We start from the raw sequence: 17,555 nt of genomic DNA, 5'->3' as shown, positions 1-17,555 counted from the left end.
CCCACAGCGCTCTCACCTAAATCCACTCCGGCTTCGGCCGGAGTGGATGCTCTGTCATGAAAGGAAATCTCGATGCTCGTTGAACGTTTGGTTGCTGCCCGCTGTTCCGATCCCTTCTCTCACTTAGGCCTGCAGGCCAATCCGGATGGGCCCGGCCTCAAACTGACCGCCTGGTTGCCTGATGCCCTCGAAGTTCGCGTCAAGGATCTCAAGTCGGGCAAAGTCGTTGCCACCCTGGCGCCCACCGATGAATCGGGTCTTTTTGAAACTGTTTTCACCCGCCGCAAAAACTCCTTCCCCTATCAGCTGATCGCCAGCTACCAAGATGCCACCACCGAGGTCATCGACCCCTATCAGTTTCAGGATGCCGCTTGGGCAGGCCTGGCCGAACTGACCGCCCAGCCGGAAAACCTCTACCACACCCTTGGCGCCCAGCTGCGCACCGTGGAGCATCTTGGCCAGCAGGTGGAAGGGGTGCGTTTTGCGGTCTATGCGCCGAGCGCCACCGCCGTGAGCCTCATCGGCGATTTCAACTTCTGGGATGGCCGCCGCCATCCGATGCAGCGCAGCCTCTGCGGTCACTGGGTGCTGTTTGTGCCGGGCCTCAAAGCCGGGGATCGCTACAAGTTCGAGCTCAAGGACCCCATGGGCAACCGGCTGCCCCACAAGAGCGATCCGGTCGGCTTTTACTGCGAGCAGTATCCGTCGTTCGCCTCCGTGGTCTATGACCACGCCCAGTACCAGTGGCAGGATGCCGAGTGGATTGCCAGCCAGCACAACGACAAACGCGAGCAGCCGCTCTCCATCTATGAGCTGCACGTCGGCTCCTGGAAGCGCCACCCCAACGGCGACAGCCTGAGCTGGCGCGAGCTGGCAGTGGAGCTGGTCGCCTACGTCAAGGAGATGGAGTACACCCACATCGAGCTGCTGCCTGTCTCCGAGCACCCCTTCAGCGGCTCCTGGGGCTACCAGCCGGTGGGCATGTTCTCCCCCACCAGCCGCTACGGCACCGCCGATGATTTCAAATACTTCGTCGACCAGTGCCACCAGGCCGGGATCGGCATCATTCTGGACTGGGTACCCGCCCACTTCCCGTCCGATGCCCACGGCCTAGCCCGCTTCGATGGCACCCCGCTCTACGAGTACGAGGATCCGCGCCGTGGCTGGCACCCGGACTGGAACTCCTACATCTACGACTTTGGCCGCGACACAGTGCGCCAGTTCCTGGTGGCGAGCGCCCTGTTCTGGCTCGACAAGTTCCACATCGACGGCCTGCGGGTGGATGCGGTCGCCTCCATGCTCTATCTGGATTACTCCCGCAACGCCGGTGAGTGGGTACCGAACGTCGATGGCGGCAACCACAACTACGAGGCGATCAGCCTCTTGAAGTGGACCAACGAGGAGGTCTATGGCAAGTATCCCCACGCCATGACCATAGCCGAAGAGTCCACCGCCTTTGCCGGTGTCTCCCGCCCCACCTTCCTCGGCGGCCTCGGCTTTGGCTTCAAGTGGAGCATGGGCTGGATGCACGACACCCTCACCTATATGCAGAAAGAGCCGATCCACCGTCGCTACCACCACAACGACATGACCTTCTCCATGGTTTACCACTATGACGAGAACTTCATCCTGTCGCTCTCCCACGACGAGGTGGTGCACGGCAAGCACTCCATGCTCTACAAGATGCCGGGGGACGAGTGGCAGCAAGCAGCCAACCTGCGGGCCTACATGGGCTTCATGTACGCCCACCCGGGCAAGAAGCTCAACTTCATGGGCACCGAAATAGCCCAGAGCAACGAGTGGAACCACGATGCCCAGCTGCCATGGCATCTGCTGCAATATCCCAAGCATGCCGGTCAGCAGCGGCTGATCCACGATCTCAACCACCTCTACCGTCATGAGCCTGCCTTGTATCAGGCCGATTATGAGCAGACCGGCTTCCGCTGGCTGGATCACAACGATGCAGACAACAGTATCTTTGCCTGGCTGCGGGCGGACAAAGAGGGCAAGCAGGCTATTGTGGTGGCTTGCAACTTCACCCCGGTGCCCCGTATCGAATATCGGATCGGCGTCCCAGCTGCGGGCCACTATCGGGTGGTGCTCAACACCGACAGCGAGTATTACTGGGGCAGTAACTATGATGTAGGTCTGGTGTTCGCTGCCGAGCCGACCCCCTGGCAGGGGATGGCACACAGCATAGTGCTGGATCTGCCGCCGCTGGCGACCTTGTTTATCAAACAGGAGTCTTGATGCTTGTAATGGAAAAAGGGGTGGGCCACCCGCTGGGGGCCCGCCTTGACGAGAACGGTTGCCACTTCTGCGTCTGGGCCCCCCAGTCGGACAAGGTGGAGATCTGCCTGTACGACGAGCAGGAGCAGGAGCTGATGCGGCTGGAGTTGCCCGGCCGCCGTGGCCAGTATCGCTTTGGCTACGTGCGCGGTGTAAAGGCCGGTCAGCGCTACGGCTATCGGGTCTATGGCACCCCGCAGGAGGGGATGCTGTTCGATCCGCAAAAACTGCTGATTGACCCCTATGCCAGGGCGCTCAGCCGTCCCACCTACTGGGATGAAGCCCTCTATCAGGGGGACAGTGCCGGGATGATTGCCAAGTCGGTGGTGGTGGATGACAGTTTTGACTGGCAAGGGGTTGGCAAACCCGGGATCAGTCCAGCCCGCACCATTATCTACGAGACCCACGTCAAGGGTTTTACCAAGCAGCACCCGGGGATCCCAAAAGCGCTGCAGGGCACCTACCTTGGCATCTGTCACCCGCTGGTTATCGAGCATATGAAGAGCCTCGGCATCACCTCGGTGCAGCTGATGCCGGTGGCCGCCTTCATGTCGGAACCGCGACTGGAGCAGCTGGGACTGACCAACTACTGGGGCTACAACCCCATCGCCTTCTTCGCCCCGGAGCCGCGTTACAGCACCCGAGCCGACGAGGCGGTGACCGAGTTCAAGACCATGGTGCGCGAGCTGCACCGGGCCGGGCTCGAGGTGATTCTGGATGTGGTCTACAACCACACTGCCGCCTCTGGCTTCGACGGCCCCACCCTCTCGTTCAAGGGCTTTGACAACGCCGGTTACTACGCCTTCGAAGCGGGCCCCCACGGCCCCGACTACACCCGTCACGCCAACGTGACCGGTTGTGGCAACAGCGTCAATCTGGATCACCCCAACACCCTGCGGCTGGTGCTCGATGCCTTGCGCTACTGGGTCACCGAGATGCAGGTGGATGGCTTCCGTTTCGATCTGGCGGTGACGCTGGCGCGGGAAGCGGGGGAGTTCGAGCCCATGGGCGCCTTCTTCAAAGCCGTGATGGCCGATCCTGTGCTGTCACAGGTCAAGCTCATCGCCGAACCCTGGGATATCGGCCCCTTCGGCTACCGGCTGGGTCAGTTCCCGAGCCAGTGGCAGGAGATCAATGACCGCTATCGCGACACGGTGCGCGCTTTCTGGCGCGGTGATGCGGGCAAGATGGGGGACTTTGCCACCCGTCTGGTCGGCTCGCGGGATATCTTCCCGAAGAACTGGCGCTCCCCCCACACCAGCGTCAACTACCTCTGCTATCACGACGGTTTCACCCTGGAGGATCTGGTCTCCTACAACCAGCGCCACAATCAGGCCAATGGTGAAGACAATCGGGACGGTCACGGCAACAACCTCTCCTATAACCACGGGGTAGAGGGGCCGACTCTGGATCCGCGGGTCAACAGCCTGCGCCAGCAGCAGAAGCGCAATCTGATTGCCACCCTGCTGCTGTCGCAAGGGACCCCGCACTTCCTTGCCGGGGACGAGATGGGCCGCAGCCAGCTTGGCAACAACAACGCCTACTGCCAGGACAACCAGATCAGCTGGGTCAACTGGCAGTGGCGGCCGGAGGATGAGCGGCTGTTCGCCTTCACCCAGCAGATGATGGCGCTGCGGGCGGAGTCCTGCGTCTTCTCCAACCTGCAGCTGAGCGACGACAGCTGGAATGGCACCCCGTCCAGCTGCCATCAGGTCAACTGGTATCACCCGGACGGCCACCAGCTCACCGATCAGGATTGGCACGCCCCCATGGGGCAGGCGTTCGCCATGGATATCGGCATGATCAACTGTGTCGGCGAGCGCTGGTACGTGCTGTTCAACGCCAGCGACTACGATATCCAGTTCCGTCTGCCGCCGCCGGGGGAAGGGCTGGAGTGGATCCAGACCATCGACACCGCCACCAACGATGGCCTCCCCTTCCTGCCCGATGACATCAAACGGCAGGTGGCAGTCGGCCGGGCCCACTCCCTCAAACTGCTGGAGCGGGTGGCGCTGGCCAGCACCTCGGAGGATGCCCAGCCACCGCAGCAGGAAATTCTCCCTGCATCCGGTGAGGAGATGGTTGCCACCTCGATCACAGATACAGGCAAAGCATAAGAGGCATGCTGGAGTCAGCTTTACGGAGCCGCTATGCTGGGCTCCGGTATGGATGGCAAGGAGTCGGTATGAGCAGTAACAATCCGGAACAGTGGCGCAGTAAACTGACCGCCGAGCAGTTTCACGTCTGCTGGGAGAAGGGCACCGAGCGCCCCTACAGCGGCGCCCTGCTCCACAATCGCAAGAGCGGCGACTACCTCTGTGTCTGCTGCAAGAGCGTGCTGTTCCACTCGGATGCGAAGTTTGACTCCGGCTGCGGCTGGCCCTCGTTCGACAAGGCCATCGAGGGGACGGTGGAGTACACCGAGGACAACAGCCACGGCATGAAGCGGGTGGAGATCACCTGCCGCCAGTGCGGCTCTCACCTCGGTCACGTCTTCCCCGATGGACCGACCGAGACCGGCCAGCGCTACTGCGTCAACAGCCTGAGTCTGGATTTCGAACCCGAGGTCTGAACGGTTTACCCATTGCAATAAAAACGGCGCCTCCGTTATGGAGGCGCCGTTTTTTTATCGGGATTTCACCGGCTTCACGCCAGCAGGATAGCAGCCATCACCAACAGGGCCGCGATGGCCGGCACCGGCAACTTCAACACCCGCAGCAGATAAAAGCCGATGGCCGCCAGCGCAAGATCGGTCGGCGCCAGCACCGCACTCTGCCACACCGGCTGATAGAGGGCCGCCAACAACAAGCCCACCACGGCGGCGTTGATTCCGGTGACGGCCCCCGCCAGACGGGGCCGGGCCAGCCACTGTTGCCAGCAGGGGCCCACCGCCCAGAGCAGCAGAAAACCGGGCACAAAGAGCGCCAGGGTCGCCAACAGGGCCCCGATCAGCGGCATTTCGGGCTGCAGCTGGGCACCAAGATAGGTGGCAAGGGTAAACATGGGACCCGGCACCAACTGGGCCAGGCTGTAACCGGTCAGAAACTGCTGCTCGTTGAGAGTGTGTCCCACGCTCTCTTGCAGTAGCGGCAACACCACATGGCCACCGCCAAACACCAGACTACCGGCGCGATAGAAGTCGGCAACCAGCTGGCCAAGCGGGCTACCGAGCAGCGGCAGAGCGATAAAAAGGATGCCAAACAGCAGCAGGGTCGGCCAATGAGGTTGACTGCTGGCGGCAGAAGGCAGCTCGGCGGAGGCTGGGCGACTACCCGCCCCGCGCTGGCTGCGGGCGCAGATCAGCGCCGCTCCCGCCAGCATCAACAGTTGAGTCAGCAGACCGGGCTGCCACCAGAGTGCAGCAGCGGTCACCACCATGATCCCCTGGGTCATTCCCGTGGCACAGAACTGACGACTCATGGTGAGCACCGCATCGGCCACCACGATAAGCGCCAGCAGTTTAAGGCCATGCAAGGCAGCATCGAGCCACAGATTGCTGCCCAGCTGACCGATACCGATCGCAGCCGCCAGTAGCAGAAGAAATGAGGGCAGCGTGAAGCCAACAAAAGCAGATAGCGCCCCGCCCAGACCGGCGCGATGACGACCGATGGCGAAACCCAGCTGGCTGGAGGCGGGCCCCGGCAGCAGCTGGCACAGCGCTAGCAGGCGGGCAAACTCGGCCTGTGTCAACCAACCGAGCCGCTGGACGAAGGCGCGCTGGAAATAACCGATATGAGCGGCCGGACCACCAAAACTGATGCATCCCAGCCATAAAAACTGAATAAATACCTGTCCCACGCTCTCCTCCCTCATCCCTCTTCTCCCGATGGAGAGGGGATATTATGACAGCGCGATGATCGTTTTATGACAATCAGACTGATTAGGCCGACACCATTGGCGCATCACTCGGCAGATAGCAGCGTCCCGCCAGCCAGCAGGCGATGGATTGGCGGCTGGCATCGAAGTGGGGCTCGGGCAACGCGCGCGGATCGCACCAGAACCAGCCTTCGCACTTCTCCGGTTCCAGCAGTTGCGGCTCGCCATCGGCCCGGGCGTACAGTGTCACCGAGATATAGTGCAACCCGCTCTCGCGCCAGGTCTCCAGATTGTTGGTCACCGCCACCACCTCGGGCCCGTGAATTCCAAGTCCGGTCTCCTCGGCCACCTCGCGGATCGCCGCCGACTCGAAGCTCTCCCCCAATTCCAGATGACCACCCGGGATCGACCAGTAGGGGGCATGGCTCCCTTTGCGTTTGCCAAGCAGCACCTGGCCTTGGGCGTTGGTCAGGATGACGCCGACCCCGACGCGGGGATAGAGAGTGGACATGAAAACGCTCCTTCAATAAGGCAGTAAAACGGCCCCACCTTAGGCCCAAGAAGGGCACAGGGCAAGCCCCGGCTGCACGGTACCTGCACCTGTCGGTGGCCCCTCCCCTTGCCCCTTAACCGGTTATCACTGATGCTGGGGAGTGAAGCCCGGATGGAGAGGTCATCCCAATCCTCTCGGTCCCCCATCACCCCGAGGAGTCCGCCATGAAAAAATTGCTCCCCCTGTGCGCTCTGCTGCTCACGGCTTGCCAAACCACGCCGCCCCCCAACTCGCTCGCCATCGATGATGCCGACGCCTGGCAGGCCATTTGCAAAGATGGCACCCGGGTTCGCGCCGTGGTGGCAGAGGGGATCTGTGGGGATCATCGCGGGGTAGCCATGTGGACGAATAAGCCAAGAGCTGAACGGATGGCAGAAGAAGCCGCCAAATAGTGTGATCCAGACACCATAAAATGACTCTACTGGCCAATTGGCCGGATTTTTTCGCGATCTCGCCAGCACTTTGCCACCTTGTTCATGGTGCGCTCAGTTTTCTGTTCCCATACTGGCCCTACAGTTCCAAAAGAGGAGAGACAAGATGCAAACATCCATCGTCGGGCTCTCCATTCTGTGGGGGCTAGCCAGTTTTGGTGTTCAGGGGGATTTCATCGAGAGCCGTGATTCCGTTGCGCCATCCTGGCAAGCCGAGTCCAGAGTGGAGATGGAAGGTTATCTGATTGAATCGCTTGGCGAAGATCGCTGGCTATTCGACAACGGCAGCGAGAGCCTGCTGGTCTCCCTGCCCGAGGGGCAGTGGGTGCCGACCGGCGAGCGGCTGCGAGTTAGCGGCGAACCGCAGCAGGAGCAGAGCGGCTGGCTGCTGCAGGTGGAAGATATCAGCCAGGTCAGCGTCTGACCACGGCAGTCGCCCCGTCACCGCGACAGCTAATCCAGACCCGATAACCACGACCGAATAACCAAGAGCGAATAGCAAAAGAGGAGGCCACTGGCCCCCTCTTTCTGTTTCTATAAACGGTTTGCGCGGGCTCAACCCAGATGGTTGAGCGGCAGCGCCGTCTTGTGCTTGATGCGGCGCAGCACGAAGCTGGAGCGCACACCGGTCACCCCCGGAATATGGGTCAGCTTGTCCAGCAGGAAGTGCTGATAGTGCTCCATGTCGCGCACCACCACCTTGAGCTGGTAATCGGCATCATTGCCGGTGATGAGGTCACACTCCAGCACTTCGGGCAGTTCGCTGATGGCGCGATCGAAATTTTCGAACCGCTCGGGCGTGTGTCTGTCCATGGAAATGTGAATGTAGGCGGTGAGGGTGAGGCCAAGCTGGCGGGCGTTGAGCAGAGTAACGTGGGTGTCGATGAGACCGGCATCCTCCAGCGCCTTGACCCGGCGGGAGCAGGGGGACGGCGAGAGCCCGACCAGCTCGGCCAGTTCCAGATTGCTGATGCGGCCATTCTCCTGCATCAGCTCGAGAATATGTCTGTCTATGCGATCAAGTTTCAGCATTTACCCTTCCTCGTTGCAATGACTAATCCACTTTTCCTAGATTAAGGGTGAACTATTGCAAAAACAACCGAAATAAGTGGTTACTTTGCAACCACTCACCGGCATGGGAGGGATACTATGGTTACATCTTCCGGTGGCAAAGCAGATACCTGACCGGGTCTCTGCGGTGAAGGACCTTACCGGGTCAAGAGCCCCATCAGCCGTCTTACCTTATCGGGAAACGACGGGCTGGAACGAGAGAACCCCCTCCCCGAAGGCAACAAAGCAGGCATCCCGGCGCCTGCTTTGTTGTTTTTGGGCGTTTGACGAAATCAGAGCGCGGGCGACGTGATGCGATAGAGGCAGCGATGCGCCCCCTCCAGCAGATATTGCTCCCGCTCCACCGTCGCCGGCGCCAGCAGCTGGCGAAACAGCGCCAGTTCGCTGCGACAAAAACCGCGGCAGGTGCGCGCCGCCGCACAGATGGGACAGTGGCTCTCCCACAGCAGCCAGCTGCCATCCTCCTCATAGCGGATCTCCGCCATGTAGCCCTCGCGAGTACGCAGCTCCTTGAGCGCCGCCAGCCGGCCAGAGAGGCCATAGGACCCCAGCGCCTCCTGATAGCGAGCAAGCATCTGCTGCTCCCGCTGCTGGAGCAGCCGTTCCATCCCCTCCTCGCCAAACAGCTCGCGCACGTTGTCGATCAGCTGCACGGTCAGGTCGCTATGGTTATCGGGGAAGCGCTGCCAGGCCTGCTCGGTGAGCTGCCACAGTCGCACGGGACGACCGCGCCCGCGCGCCTCGTCGCTGAATGTGACCCACCCCTCCTGCTCCAGTGCGAGCAGGTGCTGGCGGGCGCCCATGGAGGTCATCTGCAACTGCTCCCCCAGCGCGGCGGCGCTCTGCGGGCCATGGCTCTTGAGCAGAAACAGGATCTTGTCGGTGCTAGCGTTCATGATCTCATTATGGGGAGCGCCCTTTATTAAATCAATAATTCACTTTACTTAATCCCGTCTATGAACCAGCATAAATAAACTAATAACTTTACTTAATGGGTGCAGCATGGAGAAACACGAGCACAAAAATCCCCTCTGGGTGCTGGTCATGACGGTCACGCTGGCAGTTGCAGGCTTCAGTCTTCCCTCCCCGGTGTTGGCACCTTTGCTGCTGGATCCGGCGCAGGGGATGCTGACGCCGGAAGCCTCCGACTGGAGCCGCAAGGTGTGGCTGGGAGTCATCATGGGGCTCTACCCGCTGTTCCAGCTGGTGGGCAGTCCCTGGCTCGGTCGCCTCTCCGACCGCTATGGCCGCAAGCCACTGCTGTTGCTCTCGCTGGCGGGGGTACTGGCAGGCTATGCCCTGATGGCACTCGGTATCGCCTGGCGCTCCCTCCCCCTGTTGCTGCTCAGCCGGATTGTGGAGGGGCTGTGCAACGGCAACATCGCCATCGTGCAGGCGATGGCGGCGGATCTCGCCGGCAAGGAGCACAAGGCACGCAGCTTCGCCTGGATCAACATCGGCATGAATCTGGGCTGGGTCGTGGGGCCGATGATCGGGGGCTACGCCGCGGTGATCTCGGGGGATTACAGTCTGGCCGCCTGGCTGGCGGTAGGAATGACCCTGCTCAACCTGCTGCTGGTGCTCTGGCTGATCCCCTATCGTCCGCCGGTGGCGGCCACCCGTCAGGCAGCGACCATCTCCAGCCGCCAGCTGTTGTTGCAACCGGCCCTGCTGCCCTACTTCGCGCTCACCCTGATCAGCTATGGCGCCGTGCAGCTCTATTTCACCTACTTCAATATCTGGCTGGTGGAGCGGCTGGCCTGGGATCCGGCCCAGCTGGCGCAAGCGGCGGTGCTGGTGAGTTTGCCTATGATGGCGGGCTCCTGGCTCGGCTCCCGCATCGCCCGTCACTGGCGCGGCAGCTCCCTCGGCATCGTCGGCCATCTGGTGATGGCGAGCGGCATGCTGCTCTTTATCCTGCCCGTGCACTGGTGGGGGCTGGCACTCACCTTCGTTCCGGCTGGCATAGGCATGAGTCTGGGGGAGCTGGCCACCTCGGTGGCGATCTCCAACCGCAGTCACCCGGAGCAACAGGGGCAGGCGATGGGGCTCTACCGCGCCCTCGCCGTGGGCAGCGAGATCCTGGCGGTGCTGCTCGGCAGTCTGGTGCTGCTGGCCGGTACCGAGTGGCCCTTCTATCTCGCCACCCTCTGCTCCCTTGCCAGTGCCGCCGGTTTCTATCTGCTACGCCGCCGTGCCGACCGTCGTCAACAGCTGGCCAGCTGCACCTGAGCCACGAAGGGATCACAGTTCGGCGCTTCGGCTGCGGGCAAGACTTGCATCGGGGCGCCGGGTCTGGGACGGTAAGGCTCTTTGCGGATTTGTTCGATGCTGGAGGAGCTATGAGTGAGTACAAGGCCATCGCGCTCGATATGGATGGCACCCTGCTGACCCGGGATCACAAGATCTCGTCGGCCACCCGGGCAGCCCTGGCGCAAGCCCGCGCCCACGGCATCAAGGTGCTGCTGGTCACGGGGCGCCACTACATGACGGCGCGTCCCTTCCACCACGAGCTGGCCCTCGACACCCCCCTCATCTGCAGCAACGGCGCCTATCTCTATGATCCGGTGCAGAACCGGATCATCAGCGGCGACCCGCTGGCGGCTGCCCCGCTTACCGAGCTGCTGGCCGCGGTCGAGGCACAGCAGATGGGCGCCCTGTTCCATCTGAGCGAGGGGATCGGCTACATCGGCTGTGAAGAGCATGTCACCCGCATCCGCCACTGGTCGGCCAATCAGCCGGATCACCTCAAGATCGCCATCCATCCGGTTGAGGAGCTGGCAGGCTGGCTCGACAACCCGGTCTGGAAACTGGAGCTGTTCAATCAGGATCCGGCGCGCCTGCACACCTTTATGGGCGAGGTGGTCGAGCAGATGCCCTTTACCCGCGACTGGGCGGCCCCCTATGCGGTGGAGCTGGTACAGCCCGGTTGCAGCAAGGGCAACCGGCTTGCCCAGTGGGCCGCCAGCGAAGGGATTGAGATGGATCAGGTGGTGGCGTTTGGTGACAACAACAACGACATCAGCATGTTCGAGCAGGTGGGGCTGGCGGTGGCCATGGGCAATGCGGCCCCGCAGATCCAGAGTCATGCCCATCGGGTCACGGCCGATCACAACGAAGATGGTATCGCACTGGCGCTGCAGCGCTGGGTTCTGCCCTGAGCTGACAAGATGCAACATGGCCAGCACGCGGGCTGGCCATGAAGAGAGGGATTAACCGCCGAAGGAGAACTGGATCACCCGATCCGGATAACGCAGACGGTTGTACTCCCGGCGCAGGGATTCGTAGTGGCGAATGGCCCGATCGCGCTTGGCGCGGTAGTAGTCGCGCTGTTCCGTGTTGGTTTCGTTGCGGATGCTGCGTTCAAGCGTATCGATATCCCGCTCGGTACGCTCCAGCTCATCGCTGATCTCCCGCATGCGGGCAGCCAGTTTGTACTCTTCATAGCCACGCTGATACTGCTTGAGGAAGCTGGCGTCATTGGGGCATACCCCCAGATAGGCCTGCCCCTCCTTGCCCTTGCTGTAAGCCAGCTCGGGAATGCAGTAGAGCTCCAGCCCCTTGTCGTAGCCCCGTTTCCACTCGGCCTCATCCACTTTGAGGCCATATTCGCTGCAAGACGAAACGTAGTCGCGGGTCGCCTGACGGGTTTTGCCTTCCGATCCATCCTGATAACCCAGGTTGTACCAGCTCATGGTGCGGCACTCATCTTCTGACAGGGCACTGCATCCCGCCAGCAATACCGGCAGGGTCAGCAACAGGATTTTGAGGGACATGAACAGACTCCGGAAAAGATAGTGAGCGGCATTCTAGAGAGGATAAAAGGCCATAACAAGGGATGCGCTCCCGTGCGGTCTGGCGCGGTTTATTTGATGTTTTTGTCACTATTCAACGCCGTGCCGGACGGGGCGGCCAACCCGCTTTCCTTGTTATCAGGCGCAAGGTAAACTGCGCCATCTTTTAACTGGCGCGCAACAAAAACAATGAAAGTCCTGACCGTCGATTACCGCTCACCCGATGCGGCCCAACGCTTCACCGAATCCCTGCGAACCACCGGCTTTGGCGTGTTGACCAATCACCCCATCCCGAAAGAGCTGGTGCAGTCCATCTACGACAACTGGTATCGCTTCTTCATGAGCGAGCAGAAGCAGGATTTCCTGTTCAACCGCGAGACTCAAGATGGCTACTTCCCGCCCTCGGTCTCCGAGGTGGCCAAGGGCCATAGCCAGAAAGACATCAAGGAGTACTTCCACATCTACCCCTGGGGCCAGATGCCGGAAGAGCTGAAAGAGCAGGCGATGGAGTACTATCGTCTAGCCAACGGTCTGGCCGCAGAGCTGCTGGGCTGGGTCGAGCAGTACACCCCGGCCGATATTGCCGCCAACTACAGCTGCCCCCTCTCCTCGATGATCGAAGAGAGCCAGAAGACCCTGCTGCGGGTGCTGCACTATCCGCCGTTCGATGGTACCGAGGAGCCGGGCGCCATCCGCGCCGCCGCCCACGAGGATATCAACCTGCTTACCATTCTGCCCGCCGCCAACGAACCGGGGCTGCAGGTGAAGGGTTCCGATGGCGAGTGGATGGACGTGCCGTGCGACTTTGGCACCCTCATCATCAATATCGGTGACATGCTGCAGGAGGCCTCTCGCGGCTACTACCCCTCCACCACTCACCGCGTCATCAACCCGACCGGTGGCAGTGCCAGCAAGTCACGTATCTCGCTGCCGCTGTTCCTCCATCCGCGGCCCGAGGTGGTGCTCTCCGAGCGCCATACTGCCCACAGCTACCTGATGGAGCGGCTGCGGGAGCTGGGGGTGATCTAGTCCGCAGACGAGCTGTTGTCAGAGACCAAACCGGAGCAATCTCGCTCCGGTTTTTATTTGGTGGCAGGATTGGGCAAAAAACAGAATTAAATTAGCCAATTATGCTAATAAATCGCATTTACACCTGATAACCGTCGTAGTGATTGCGCCGTGACCTCCGTAACATGAGCGCCATTCTGCCCCTGCCCAAGGGGCGCTCGATTGGAGTTCTTATGAAGCAGTCCCAATGGTCATCCCGACTCGGCTACATCCTCGCCGCAGCGGGTTCCGCGGTCGGTATCGGCGCAATCTGGAAATTCCCCTATGTCACCGCCGTCAACGGCGGCGGCGCCTTCCTGCTGGTCTTTCTGCTCTTCAGCTTCACCCTGGGGGTTGCGGTACTGATGGGGGAAACCCTGCTCGGCAGCATGAGTCGCCGCGGGGTAGTCGGAGCCTTCTCCGATCTGCTCGGCAAACAGTGGCGCTGGGTTGGGGTAATGGGAGTGATCTCTACCCTTCTCATCTACTGCTTCTACAGCGTGGTGGGCGGCTGGACCCTGGGTTATACCGGCATGGCCCTCTCCGGTCAGCTCAACCATGGGGATGCGGCTGCTCTCACCGCCCGCTTCAATGACTATGTCAGCGGCGACGTCTGGCCAATCCTCACTCACCTGCTGTTTGCCGCCCTCACTTGGATGGTGGTGCAAGGGGGCATTCAGAAAGGGGTGGAGCGCACCCTGCGCTGGATGATGCCGGCCCTGTTCCTGATGATCCTGATGCTGGTCGCCTTTGGCCTCACCCTGCCCAATGCGATGGCGGGGGTACGTCACTTCCTGATGCCCGACTTCAGCAAGCTGGGGATGTCTGGCGTGCTCGATGCCATGGGGCTGGCCTTCTTCTCCCTCTCCATAGGTCTTGGCATCCACACCACCTACGGCGCCTATCTGCCGACCAGCGAAGGGGTTGGTCGCTCCAGCCTCTGGGTGGTGCTGCTGGCCAGCATGGTGGCGGTACTGGCGGGCTTGATGATCTTCCCGGTGCTGGCCTCGACCGGTATCGACCCGGCCTCCGGCCCCGGCCTCACCTTTATGACCATGCCGGCGGTGTTTCAGCTGCTGCCCTTCGGTCAGGTGCTTGAGGTGATCTTCTTCGCCCTGCTGGTCTTTGCGGCGCTCTCCTCGGCCATCTCCCTGCTGGAACATTTGCAGTGCTTCCTGTGCGAGACCTGGGGCTGGTCACGCCGCACGGCCTGCAGCGCCATCACTGGATTCGTCATGGTTAGCGGTGTTCCGGTCAGCCTGTCGTTTGGTTCGCTGCAACACGCCACCCTGTTTGGCAAAACCATTTTCGAGCTGCTGGACTTTGTCACCTCCAACCTGATGATGCCGCTGTTCGGCCTGATGCTTACGCTGCTGCTGGGCTGGAAGCTGGGACGCAAGGCGCTGCCGCAAGGGATTGCCAGCCACTGGCATCACCTGCTGATGAACTGCTGGCGCTGGATTGCCCCCTTGCTGATCGGCGGGATCTTGATTCGCGGTCTGGTGTAACGGTTACTCTTCGCGGGTGGGCCCATCGGCCCGCCCCTGTGCGGCTCTGACGGCCTCCAGGGCATGCTGCCAGCGGGTGATCTCGGCATCATCCGTTCCCTTGGAGAAGACGATATAGAGACCGGCCTGATGGAGCAGCACCCCACTGCTGACGATGCTGCGCCGGGATAACCCCATCTTGTCGAGGGTGGCCTCCATCACCAGCTCCGCCATCGGCAAGGCATCGATCTTGCCCAGCATCAGCCGCTCTATCGCCTCCCCGACTGTCTTGTAGCGCACAAGATTGGTGTAGCCCTCATGGGTCAACCGCACATCATCGGCATTGCCCAGCACTACACCCACTCTGGGCAGATCCCGCAGCTGTGCCAGCGAGGTCAGCGGGTGGCGACTATCCGGCGCCTGATAGATAAAGACCCGATTGATAAAGAGCGGGCCAACCCATTTGAAATGGGACTCCCGCTCCGGGAGCCGCTGTACCACGAACAGTCCATAGCCGGGCTCGACCCGTGCCAGCGCCAGCGCCCGCTTGAGCGGGTAAATCCGCACCGGATAGCGGGTGCCAAGCTCCTCCTGCACCTCATCAATCAGGCGAATGGCAAATCCGTCGAGCTTGCCGTCACGGTATTCGGTAAAGGGGGGTAAGTCGTGACTCAGCAGGGTTAATCCGGACTGCGCCGACACACTCAGGCTGATCAGTAACCAGGGCAGCACCATCCATCTCATACGACATCCTGTCTCATCGTTGTTCCCGTCAGCGCCATGTAGCGGTCACTAGTTCCAGAAGAAGCTACGTCGATTATCGCCCAGTAAATAGCCACAAGGTAGAAAAGATGCTGCCCTGCGAGGTTCTACCCCATTGAGTTGTACGTACAGTCCGAGTGGTGACAGCGGCACACATAAAAAATTTTTGATTTTATGTGTCAATTATTCTTTCCATGGTTTAGGCTGTTTCCTCATTCATTGGTCAGGTTGTCACCTCATGTCTGCCATCCTCGTGCTGTTTGGTCGATTTTTTAGCTCGCAAGAGAGGTGACCTTGCACACACAGTTTTTCTGAATGTTCATTGCAAAGGTCGCCTCAGGCGGCCTTTTTTATGGTCTGTCGTTTATTGCTACAGAGGAGTATTGCTTCGATGTCGTGTTACCCGGAGGTTGTATGAGCCAGGTTCAGTGGTCTTCCCGTCTCGGTCATGTGCTGGCCGCAGCAGGCACAGCGATTGGCCTTGGTGCCATCTGGAAGTTTCCCTATGTGACCGCCACCAATGGCGGTGGCGCTTTTCTGCTGGTTTTTCTGCTGTTCAGCTTCACCCTGGGGGTAGCGGTACAGGTCGGCGAAACTCTGCTCGGCAGCCATAGCCAGCGCGGGGTGCTCGGCGCTTTTCGCAAACTGGTGGGGCCGAACTGGCGCTGGATGGGGTATATGGGGATCGCCTGCGGCTTCTTTATCTACAGCTTCTACAGCGTGGTGGGCGGCTGGACCGTGGGTTACGCCGCGCTGGCGATGGCTGGCAAGCTCAATCTGAGCGAAGGAAGCGCCCTCACCGCCCTGTTCAACGGCTATGTCAGCAACCCCTGGTGGCCGGTGCTGACCCATCTGATCTTCGCAGGCCTGACCTGGTGGTTCGTGCAGGGAGGTATTCAGAAAGGGGTGGAGCGGGCACTGCGCTGGATGATGCCCGCACTCTTCATCATGATGTTGTTGCTGGTGGGGGTTGGCCTCTCCATGCCGGGCTCCATGGCGGGTGTGCGCCAGCTGCTGCTGCCGGACTTCTCCATGCTGACCGGCCAGAGCGTTCTGGACGCGCTGGGACTGGCCTTCTTCTCCCTCTCCATCGGGCTCGGGGTACACACGACCTATGGCGCCTACCTGCCCAATAGCGAAGGGGTGCTGCGCTCCGGGGTCTGGGTAGTCACTCTGGCAAGCCTTATCTCGGTGCTGGCGGGCTTGATGATCTTCCCGGCGCTGGCCTCCACCGGCATCGACCCCACCGCAGGGCCGGGTCTCACCTTTATGACCATGCCTGCCGTGTTCAGTCATCTGCCGCTCGGTCAGGGGCTGGGGGTGGTCTTCTTCCTGCTGCTGCTGGTCGCCGCCCTCTCCTCCTCCATCTCCATGCTGGAGCATCTGGTGCGCTTCACCACCGAGGAGTGGGGTTGGTCGCGCCGTGGCGCCTGCCGGGTGTTGACCCTGCTCATCATGGCCTCCGGCATTCCGGTGAGCCTGTCGTTCGGCCCATGGAGCGATCTGACCCTGTTTGGCAAGACCATCTTCGAGCTGCTCGACTATCTGACCTCCAACCTGATGATGCCGCTGTTTGGTCTGGTACTGACCCTGCTGCTGGGCTGGCGCCTGGGTGATGCCATTCTCCCTGTAGGCCTGTCACCCGCCCTGCGTCTGGCGCTGCTCTGGTGCTGGCGCGTGGTGGCGCCGCTGCTGATCAGCGGGATCCTGATCCGCGGGATCATGTAGCACCTTGCGCATCTTTGCGGGCAGGCCTTGGCCTGCCCTTTTTATTGCTGGCGTTTACTTTATTACAGGCGTTCATATAAGCAGCATCACGATGGACAGGAGTCAGTCGGGCAATCTCGGCAGAGCAGAGTAGAGGATGTGCGAAATGACAGAGTGGCAGAGTGGCACTATAAGAGGTGGTGCTTGGCTCGCCACAACGGCAACAGAAGAAGCTGGAGTACTGAATTGCGGGCAAAAAAAATCCCCATCTGAGTGGGGACTTTCTCTGCAACCGCAGCTGATATCTCAGCATCGCTTGCGAATATGGTGGTCGTTACTGGGATCGAACCAGTGACCCCCTCCTTGTAAGGGAGGTGCTCTCCCAGCTGAGCTAAACGACCTGGGATTCTGAAATGATGGTGGGTCGTGCTGGATTCGAACCAGCGACCAATTGATTAAAAGTCAACTGCTCTACCGACTGAGCTAACGACCCATCTAAATCATTTTTTCTACAAACTGGTGGTCGTTACTGGGATCGAACCAGTGACCCCCTCCTTGTAAGGGAGGTGCTCTCCCAGCTGAGCTAAACGACCTGGGA

The 17,555-nt window shown here is 60.9% G+C and carries 16 protein-coding genes and 3 tRNA genes; 10 read left to right on the top strand and 9 right to left on the bottom strand.

Annotation, left to right across the window (positions count from 1 at the left end):
• The first annotated feature begins 72 nt into the window (after positions 1-72).
• The 3 genes from glgB (at position 73) to msrB (ending at position 4,861) form a co-directional block, all read left to right on the top strand.
• Positions 73-2,250 (top strand): 1,4-alpha-glucan branching protein GlgB, encoded by a 2,178-nt coding sequence (gene glgB, locus AB5Y71_RS08775; RefSeq protein ID WP_368171409.1) that lies wholly within the window; start codon positions 73-75, stop codon positions 2,248-2,250.
• Entirely contained in the window at positions 2,250-4,406 is a 2,157-nt protein-coding gene (gene glgX, locus AB5Y71_RS08770; protein WP_368171408.1) for a glycogen debranching protein GlgX, read from the top strand. Before glgB ends, glgX begins: the two co-directional genes overlap by 1 nt.
• Positions 4,407-4,474: 68 nt before the next feature.
• Entirely contained in the window at positions 4,475-4,861 is a 387-nt protein-coding gene (gene msrB, locus AB5Y71_RS08765) for a peptide-methionine (R)-S-oxide reductase MsrB (RefSeq protein ID WP_368171407.1), read from the top strand.
• Between the two features lie 74 nt (positions 4,862-4,935).
• On the opposite strand, the gene chrA is transcribed toward msrB, so the two are convergent.
• On the bottom strand, positions 4,936-6,102 hold the full coding sequence (chrA, locus tag AB5Y71_RS08760; protein WP_368171406.1) for a chromate efflux transporter: 1,167 nt from the start codon (positions 6,100-6,102) through the stop codon (positions 4,936-4,938).
• A 67-nt stretch (positions 6,103-6,169) separates the two neighbouring features.
• On the bottom strand, positions 6,170-6,616 hold the full coding sequence (locus AB5Y71_RS08755; RefSeq protein WP_368171405.1) for an NUDIX hydrolase: 447 nt from the start codon (positions 6,614-6,616) through the stop codon (positions 6,170-6,172).
• A 206-nt stretch (positions 6,617-6,822) separates the two neighbouring features.
• On the opposite strand from AB5Y71_RS08755, the gene AB5Y71_RS08750 reads away from it, so the two are divergent.
• Both AB5Y71_RS08750 and AB5Y71_RS08745 read left to right on the top strand, forming a co-directional pair.
• A complete protein-coding gene (locus AB5Y71_RS08750) occupies positions 6,823-7,050 on the top strand; it encodes a hypothetical protein (protein ID WP_005335715.1) in 228 nt (75 codons plus the stop codon).
• Positions 7,051-7,195: 145 nt separating this feature from the next.
• Positions 7,196-7,513 (top strand): hypothetical protein, encoded by a 318-nt coding sequence (locus AB5Y71_RS08745; protein ID WP_005343224.1) that lies wholly within the window; start codon positions 7,196-7,198, stop codon positions 7,511-7,513.
• 131 nt (positions 7,514-7,644) lie between these two features.
• On the opposite strand, the gene AB5Y71_RS08740 is transcribed toward AB5Y71_RS08745, so the two are convergent.
• Both AB5Y71_RS08740 and AB5Y71_RS08735 read right to left on the bottom strand, forming a co-directional pair.
• Positions 7,645-8,121 (bottom strand): Lrp/AsnC family transcriptional regulator, encoded by a 477-nt coding sequence (locus AB5Y71_RS08740; protein ID WP_005304871.1) that lies wholly within the window; start codon positions 8,119-8,121, stop codon positions 7,645-7,647.
• 311 nt (positions 8,122-8,432) lie between these two features.
• Positions 8,433-9,056: a helix-turn-helix transcriptional regulator gene (locus AB5Y71_RS08735; protein WP_368171404.1), complete on the bottom strand. Its 624-nt coding sequence runs from the start codon at positions 9,054-9,056 to the stop codon at positions 8,433-8,435.
• A gap of 106 nt (positions 9,057-9,162) precedes the next feature.
• Here AB5Y71_RS08735 and AB5Y71_RS08730 point away from each other — a divergent pair, with 106 nt between their 5' ends.
• Positions 9,163-10,392 carry an MFS transporter gene (locus AB5Y71_RS08730; RefSeq protein ID WP_236294915.1) on the top strand — a complete coding sequence of 410 codons (1,230 nt, stop codon included), beginning with the start codon at positions 9,163-9,165 and terminating at the stop codon, positions 10,390-10,392.
• Positions 10,393-10,502: 110 nt separating this feature from the next.
• Positions 10,503-11,321, top strand: a complete 819-nt coding sequence (locus AB5Y71_RS08725) for a Cof-type HAD-IIB family hydrolase (RefSeq protein ID WP_216979487.1) — start codon at positions 10,503-10,505, stop codon at positions 11,319-11,321.
• Between the two features lie 51 nt (positions 11,322-11,372).
• On the opposite strand, the gene AB5Y71_RS08720 is transcribed toward AB5Y71_RS08725, so the two are convergent.
• Complete coding sequence (locus AB5Y71_RS08720) at positions 11,373-11,936, bottom strand: DUF2799 domain-containing protein (RefSeq protein WP_058056590.1); 564 nt, start codon at positions 11,934-11,936, stop codon at positions 11,373-11,375.
• 207 nt (positions 11,937-12,143) lie between these two features.
• Between AB5Y71_RS08720 and AB5Y71_RS08715 the strand changes: the two genes are divergently transcribed.
• Positions 12,144-12,983 (top strand): isopenicillin N synthase family oxygenase, encoded by an 840-nt coding sequence (locus tag AB5Y71_RS08715; RefSeq protein WP_058056589.1) that lies wholly within the window; start codon positions 12,144-12,146, stop codon positions 12,981-12,983.
• A gap of 212 nt (positions 12,984-13,195) precedes the next feature.
• Positions 13,196-14,509, top strand: coding sequence for a sodium-dependent transporter (locus AB5Y71_RS08710; protein ID WP_368171403.1), 1,314 nt, complete (start codon positions 13,196-13,198; stop codon positions 14,507-14,509).
• A gap of 3 nt (positions 14,510-14,512) precedes the next feature.
• Here AB5Y71_RS08710 and AB5Y71_RS08705 read toward each other — a convergent pair whose 3' ends face one another.
• Positions 14,513-15,232: an ABC transporter substrate-binding protein gene (locus AB5Y71_RS08705; protein ID WP_111900216.1), complete on the bottom strand. Its 720-nt coding sequence runs from the start codon at positions 15,230-15,232 to the stop codon at positions 14,513-14,515.
• A 432-nt stretch (positions 15,233-15,664) separates the two neighbouring features.
• Between AB5Y71_RS08705 and AB5Y71_RS08700 the strand changes: the two genes are divergently transcribed.
• A complete protein-coding gene (locus tag AB5Y71_RS08700; RefSeq protein WP_005354754.1) occupies positions 15,665-16,978 on the top strand; it encodes a sodium-dependent transporter in 1,314 nt (437 codons plus the stop codon).
• A gap of 304 nt (positions 16,979-17,282) precedes the next feature.
• Here AB5Y71_RS08700 and AB5Y71_RS08695 read toward each other — a convergent pair.
• The 3 genes from AB5Y71_RS08695 to AB5Y71_RS08685 all read right to left on the bottom strand — a co-directional run bounded on the left by AB5Y71_RS08695 (position 17,283) and on the right by AB5Y71_RS08685 (position 17,550).
• Positions 17,283-17,358 (bottom strand) — tRNA-Val (locus AB5Y71_RS08695).
• A 16-nt stretch (positions 17,359-17,374) separates the two neighbouring features.
• Positions 17,375-17,450, bottom strand: a tRNA-Lys gene (locus tag AB5Y71_RS08690).
• 24 nt (positions 17,451-17,474) lie between these two features.
• Positions 17,475-17,550, bottom strand: a tRNA-Val gene (locus tag AB5Y71_RS08685).
• Between the last annotated feature and the right edge of the window lie 5 nt (positions 17,551-17,555).

This window comes from Aeromonas sp. R9-2 (assembly GCF_040908025.1).
GTDB lineage: Bacteria > Pseudomonadota > Gammaproteobacteria > Enterobacterales > Aeromonadaceae > Aeromonas > Aeromonas veronii.
Note: the sequence above shows the minus strand (reverse complement) of the source record. Positions and strands in the feature narration are given on the sequence as shown.

Coding starts and splice junctions, on each gene's coding strand:
- glgB (WP_368171409.1), top strand. CDS start 73: ATGCTCGTTGAACGTTTGGTTGCTGCCCGCTGTTCCGATCCCTTCTCT.
- glgX (WP_368171408.1), top strand. CDS start 2,250: ATGCTTGTAATGGAAAAAGGGGTGGGCCACCCGCTGGGGGCCCGCCTT.
- msrB (WP_368171407.1), top strand. CDS start 4,475: ATGAGCAGTAACAATCCGGAACAGTGGCGCAGTAAACTGACCGCCGAG.
- chrA (WP_368171406.1), bottom strand. CDS start 6,102: ATGAGGGAGGAGAGCGTGGGACAGGTATTTATTCAGTTTTTATGGCTG.
- AB5Y71_RS08755 (WP_368171405.1), bottom strand. CDS start 6,616: ATGTCCACTCTCTATCCCCGCGTCGGGGTCGGCGTCATCCTGACCAAC.
- AB5Y71_RS08750 (WP_005335715.1), top strand. CDS start 6,823: ATGAAAAAATTGCTCCCCCTGTGCGCTCTGCTGCTCACGGCTTGCCAA.
- AB5Y71_RS08745 (WP_005343224.1), top strand. CDS start 7,196: ATGCAAACATCCATCGTCGGGCTCTCCATTCTGTGGGGGCTAGCCAGT.
- AB5Y71_RS08740 (WP_005304871.1), bottom strand. CDS start 8,121: ATGCTGAAACTTGATCGCATAGACAGACATATTCTCGAGCTGATGCAG.
- AB5Y71_RS08735 (WP_368171404.1), bottom strand. CDS start 9,056: ATGAACGCTAGCACCGACAAGATCCTGTTTCTGCTCAAGAGCCATGGC.
- AB5Y71_RS08730 (WP_236294915.1), top strand. CDS start 9,163: ATGGAGAAACACGAGCACAAAAATCCCCTCTGGGTGCTGGTCATGACG.
- AB5Y71_RS08725 (WP_216979487.1), top strand. CDS start 10,503: ATGAGTGAGTACAAGGCCATCGCGCTCGATATGGATGGCACCCTGCTG.
- AB5Y71_RS08720 (WP_058056590.1), bottom strand. CDS start 11,936: ATGTCCCTCAAAATCCTGTTGCTGACCCTGCCGGTATTGCTGGCGGGA.
- AB5Y71_RS08715 (WP_058056589.1), top strand. CDS start 12,144: ATGAAAGTCCTGACCGTCGATTACCGCTCACCCGATGCGGCCCAACGC.
- AB5Y71_RS08710 (WP_368171403.1), top strand. CDS start 13,196: ATGAAGCAGTCCCAATGGTCATCCCGACTCGGCTACATCCTCGCCGCA.
- AB5Y71_RS08705 (WP_111900216.1), bottom strand. CDS start 15,232: ATGAGATGGATGGTGCTGCCCTGGTTACTGATCAGCCTGAGTGTGTCG.
- AB5Y71_RS08700 (WP_005354754.1), top strand. CDS start 15,665: ATGAGCCAGGTTCAGTGGTCTTCCCGTCTCGGTCATGTGCTGGCCGCA.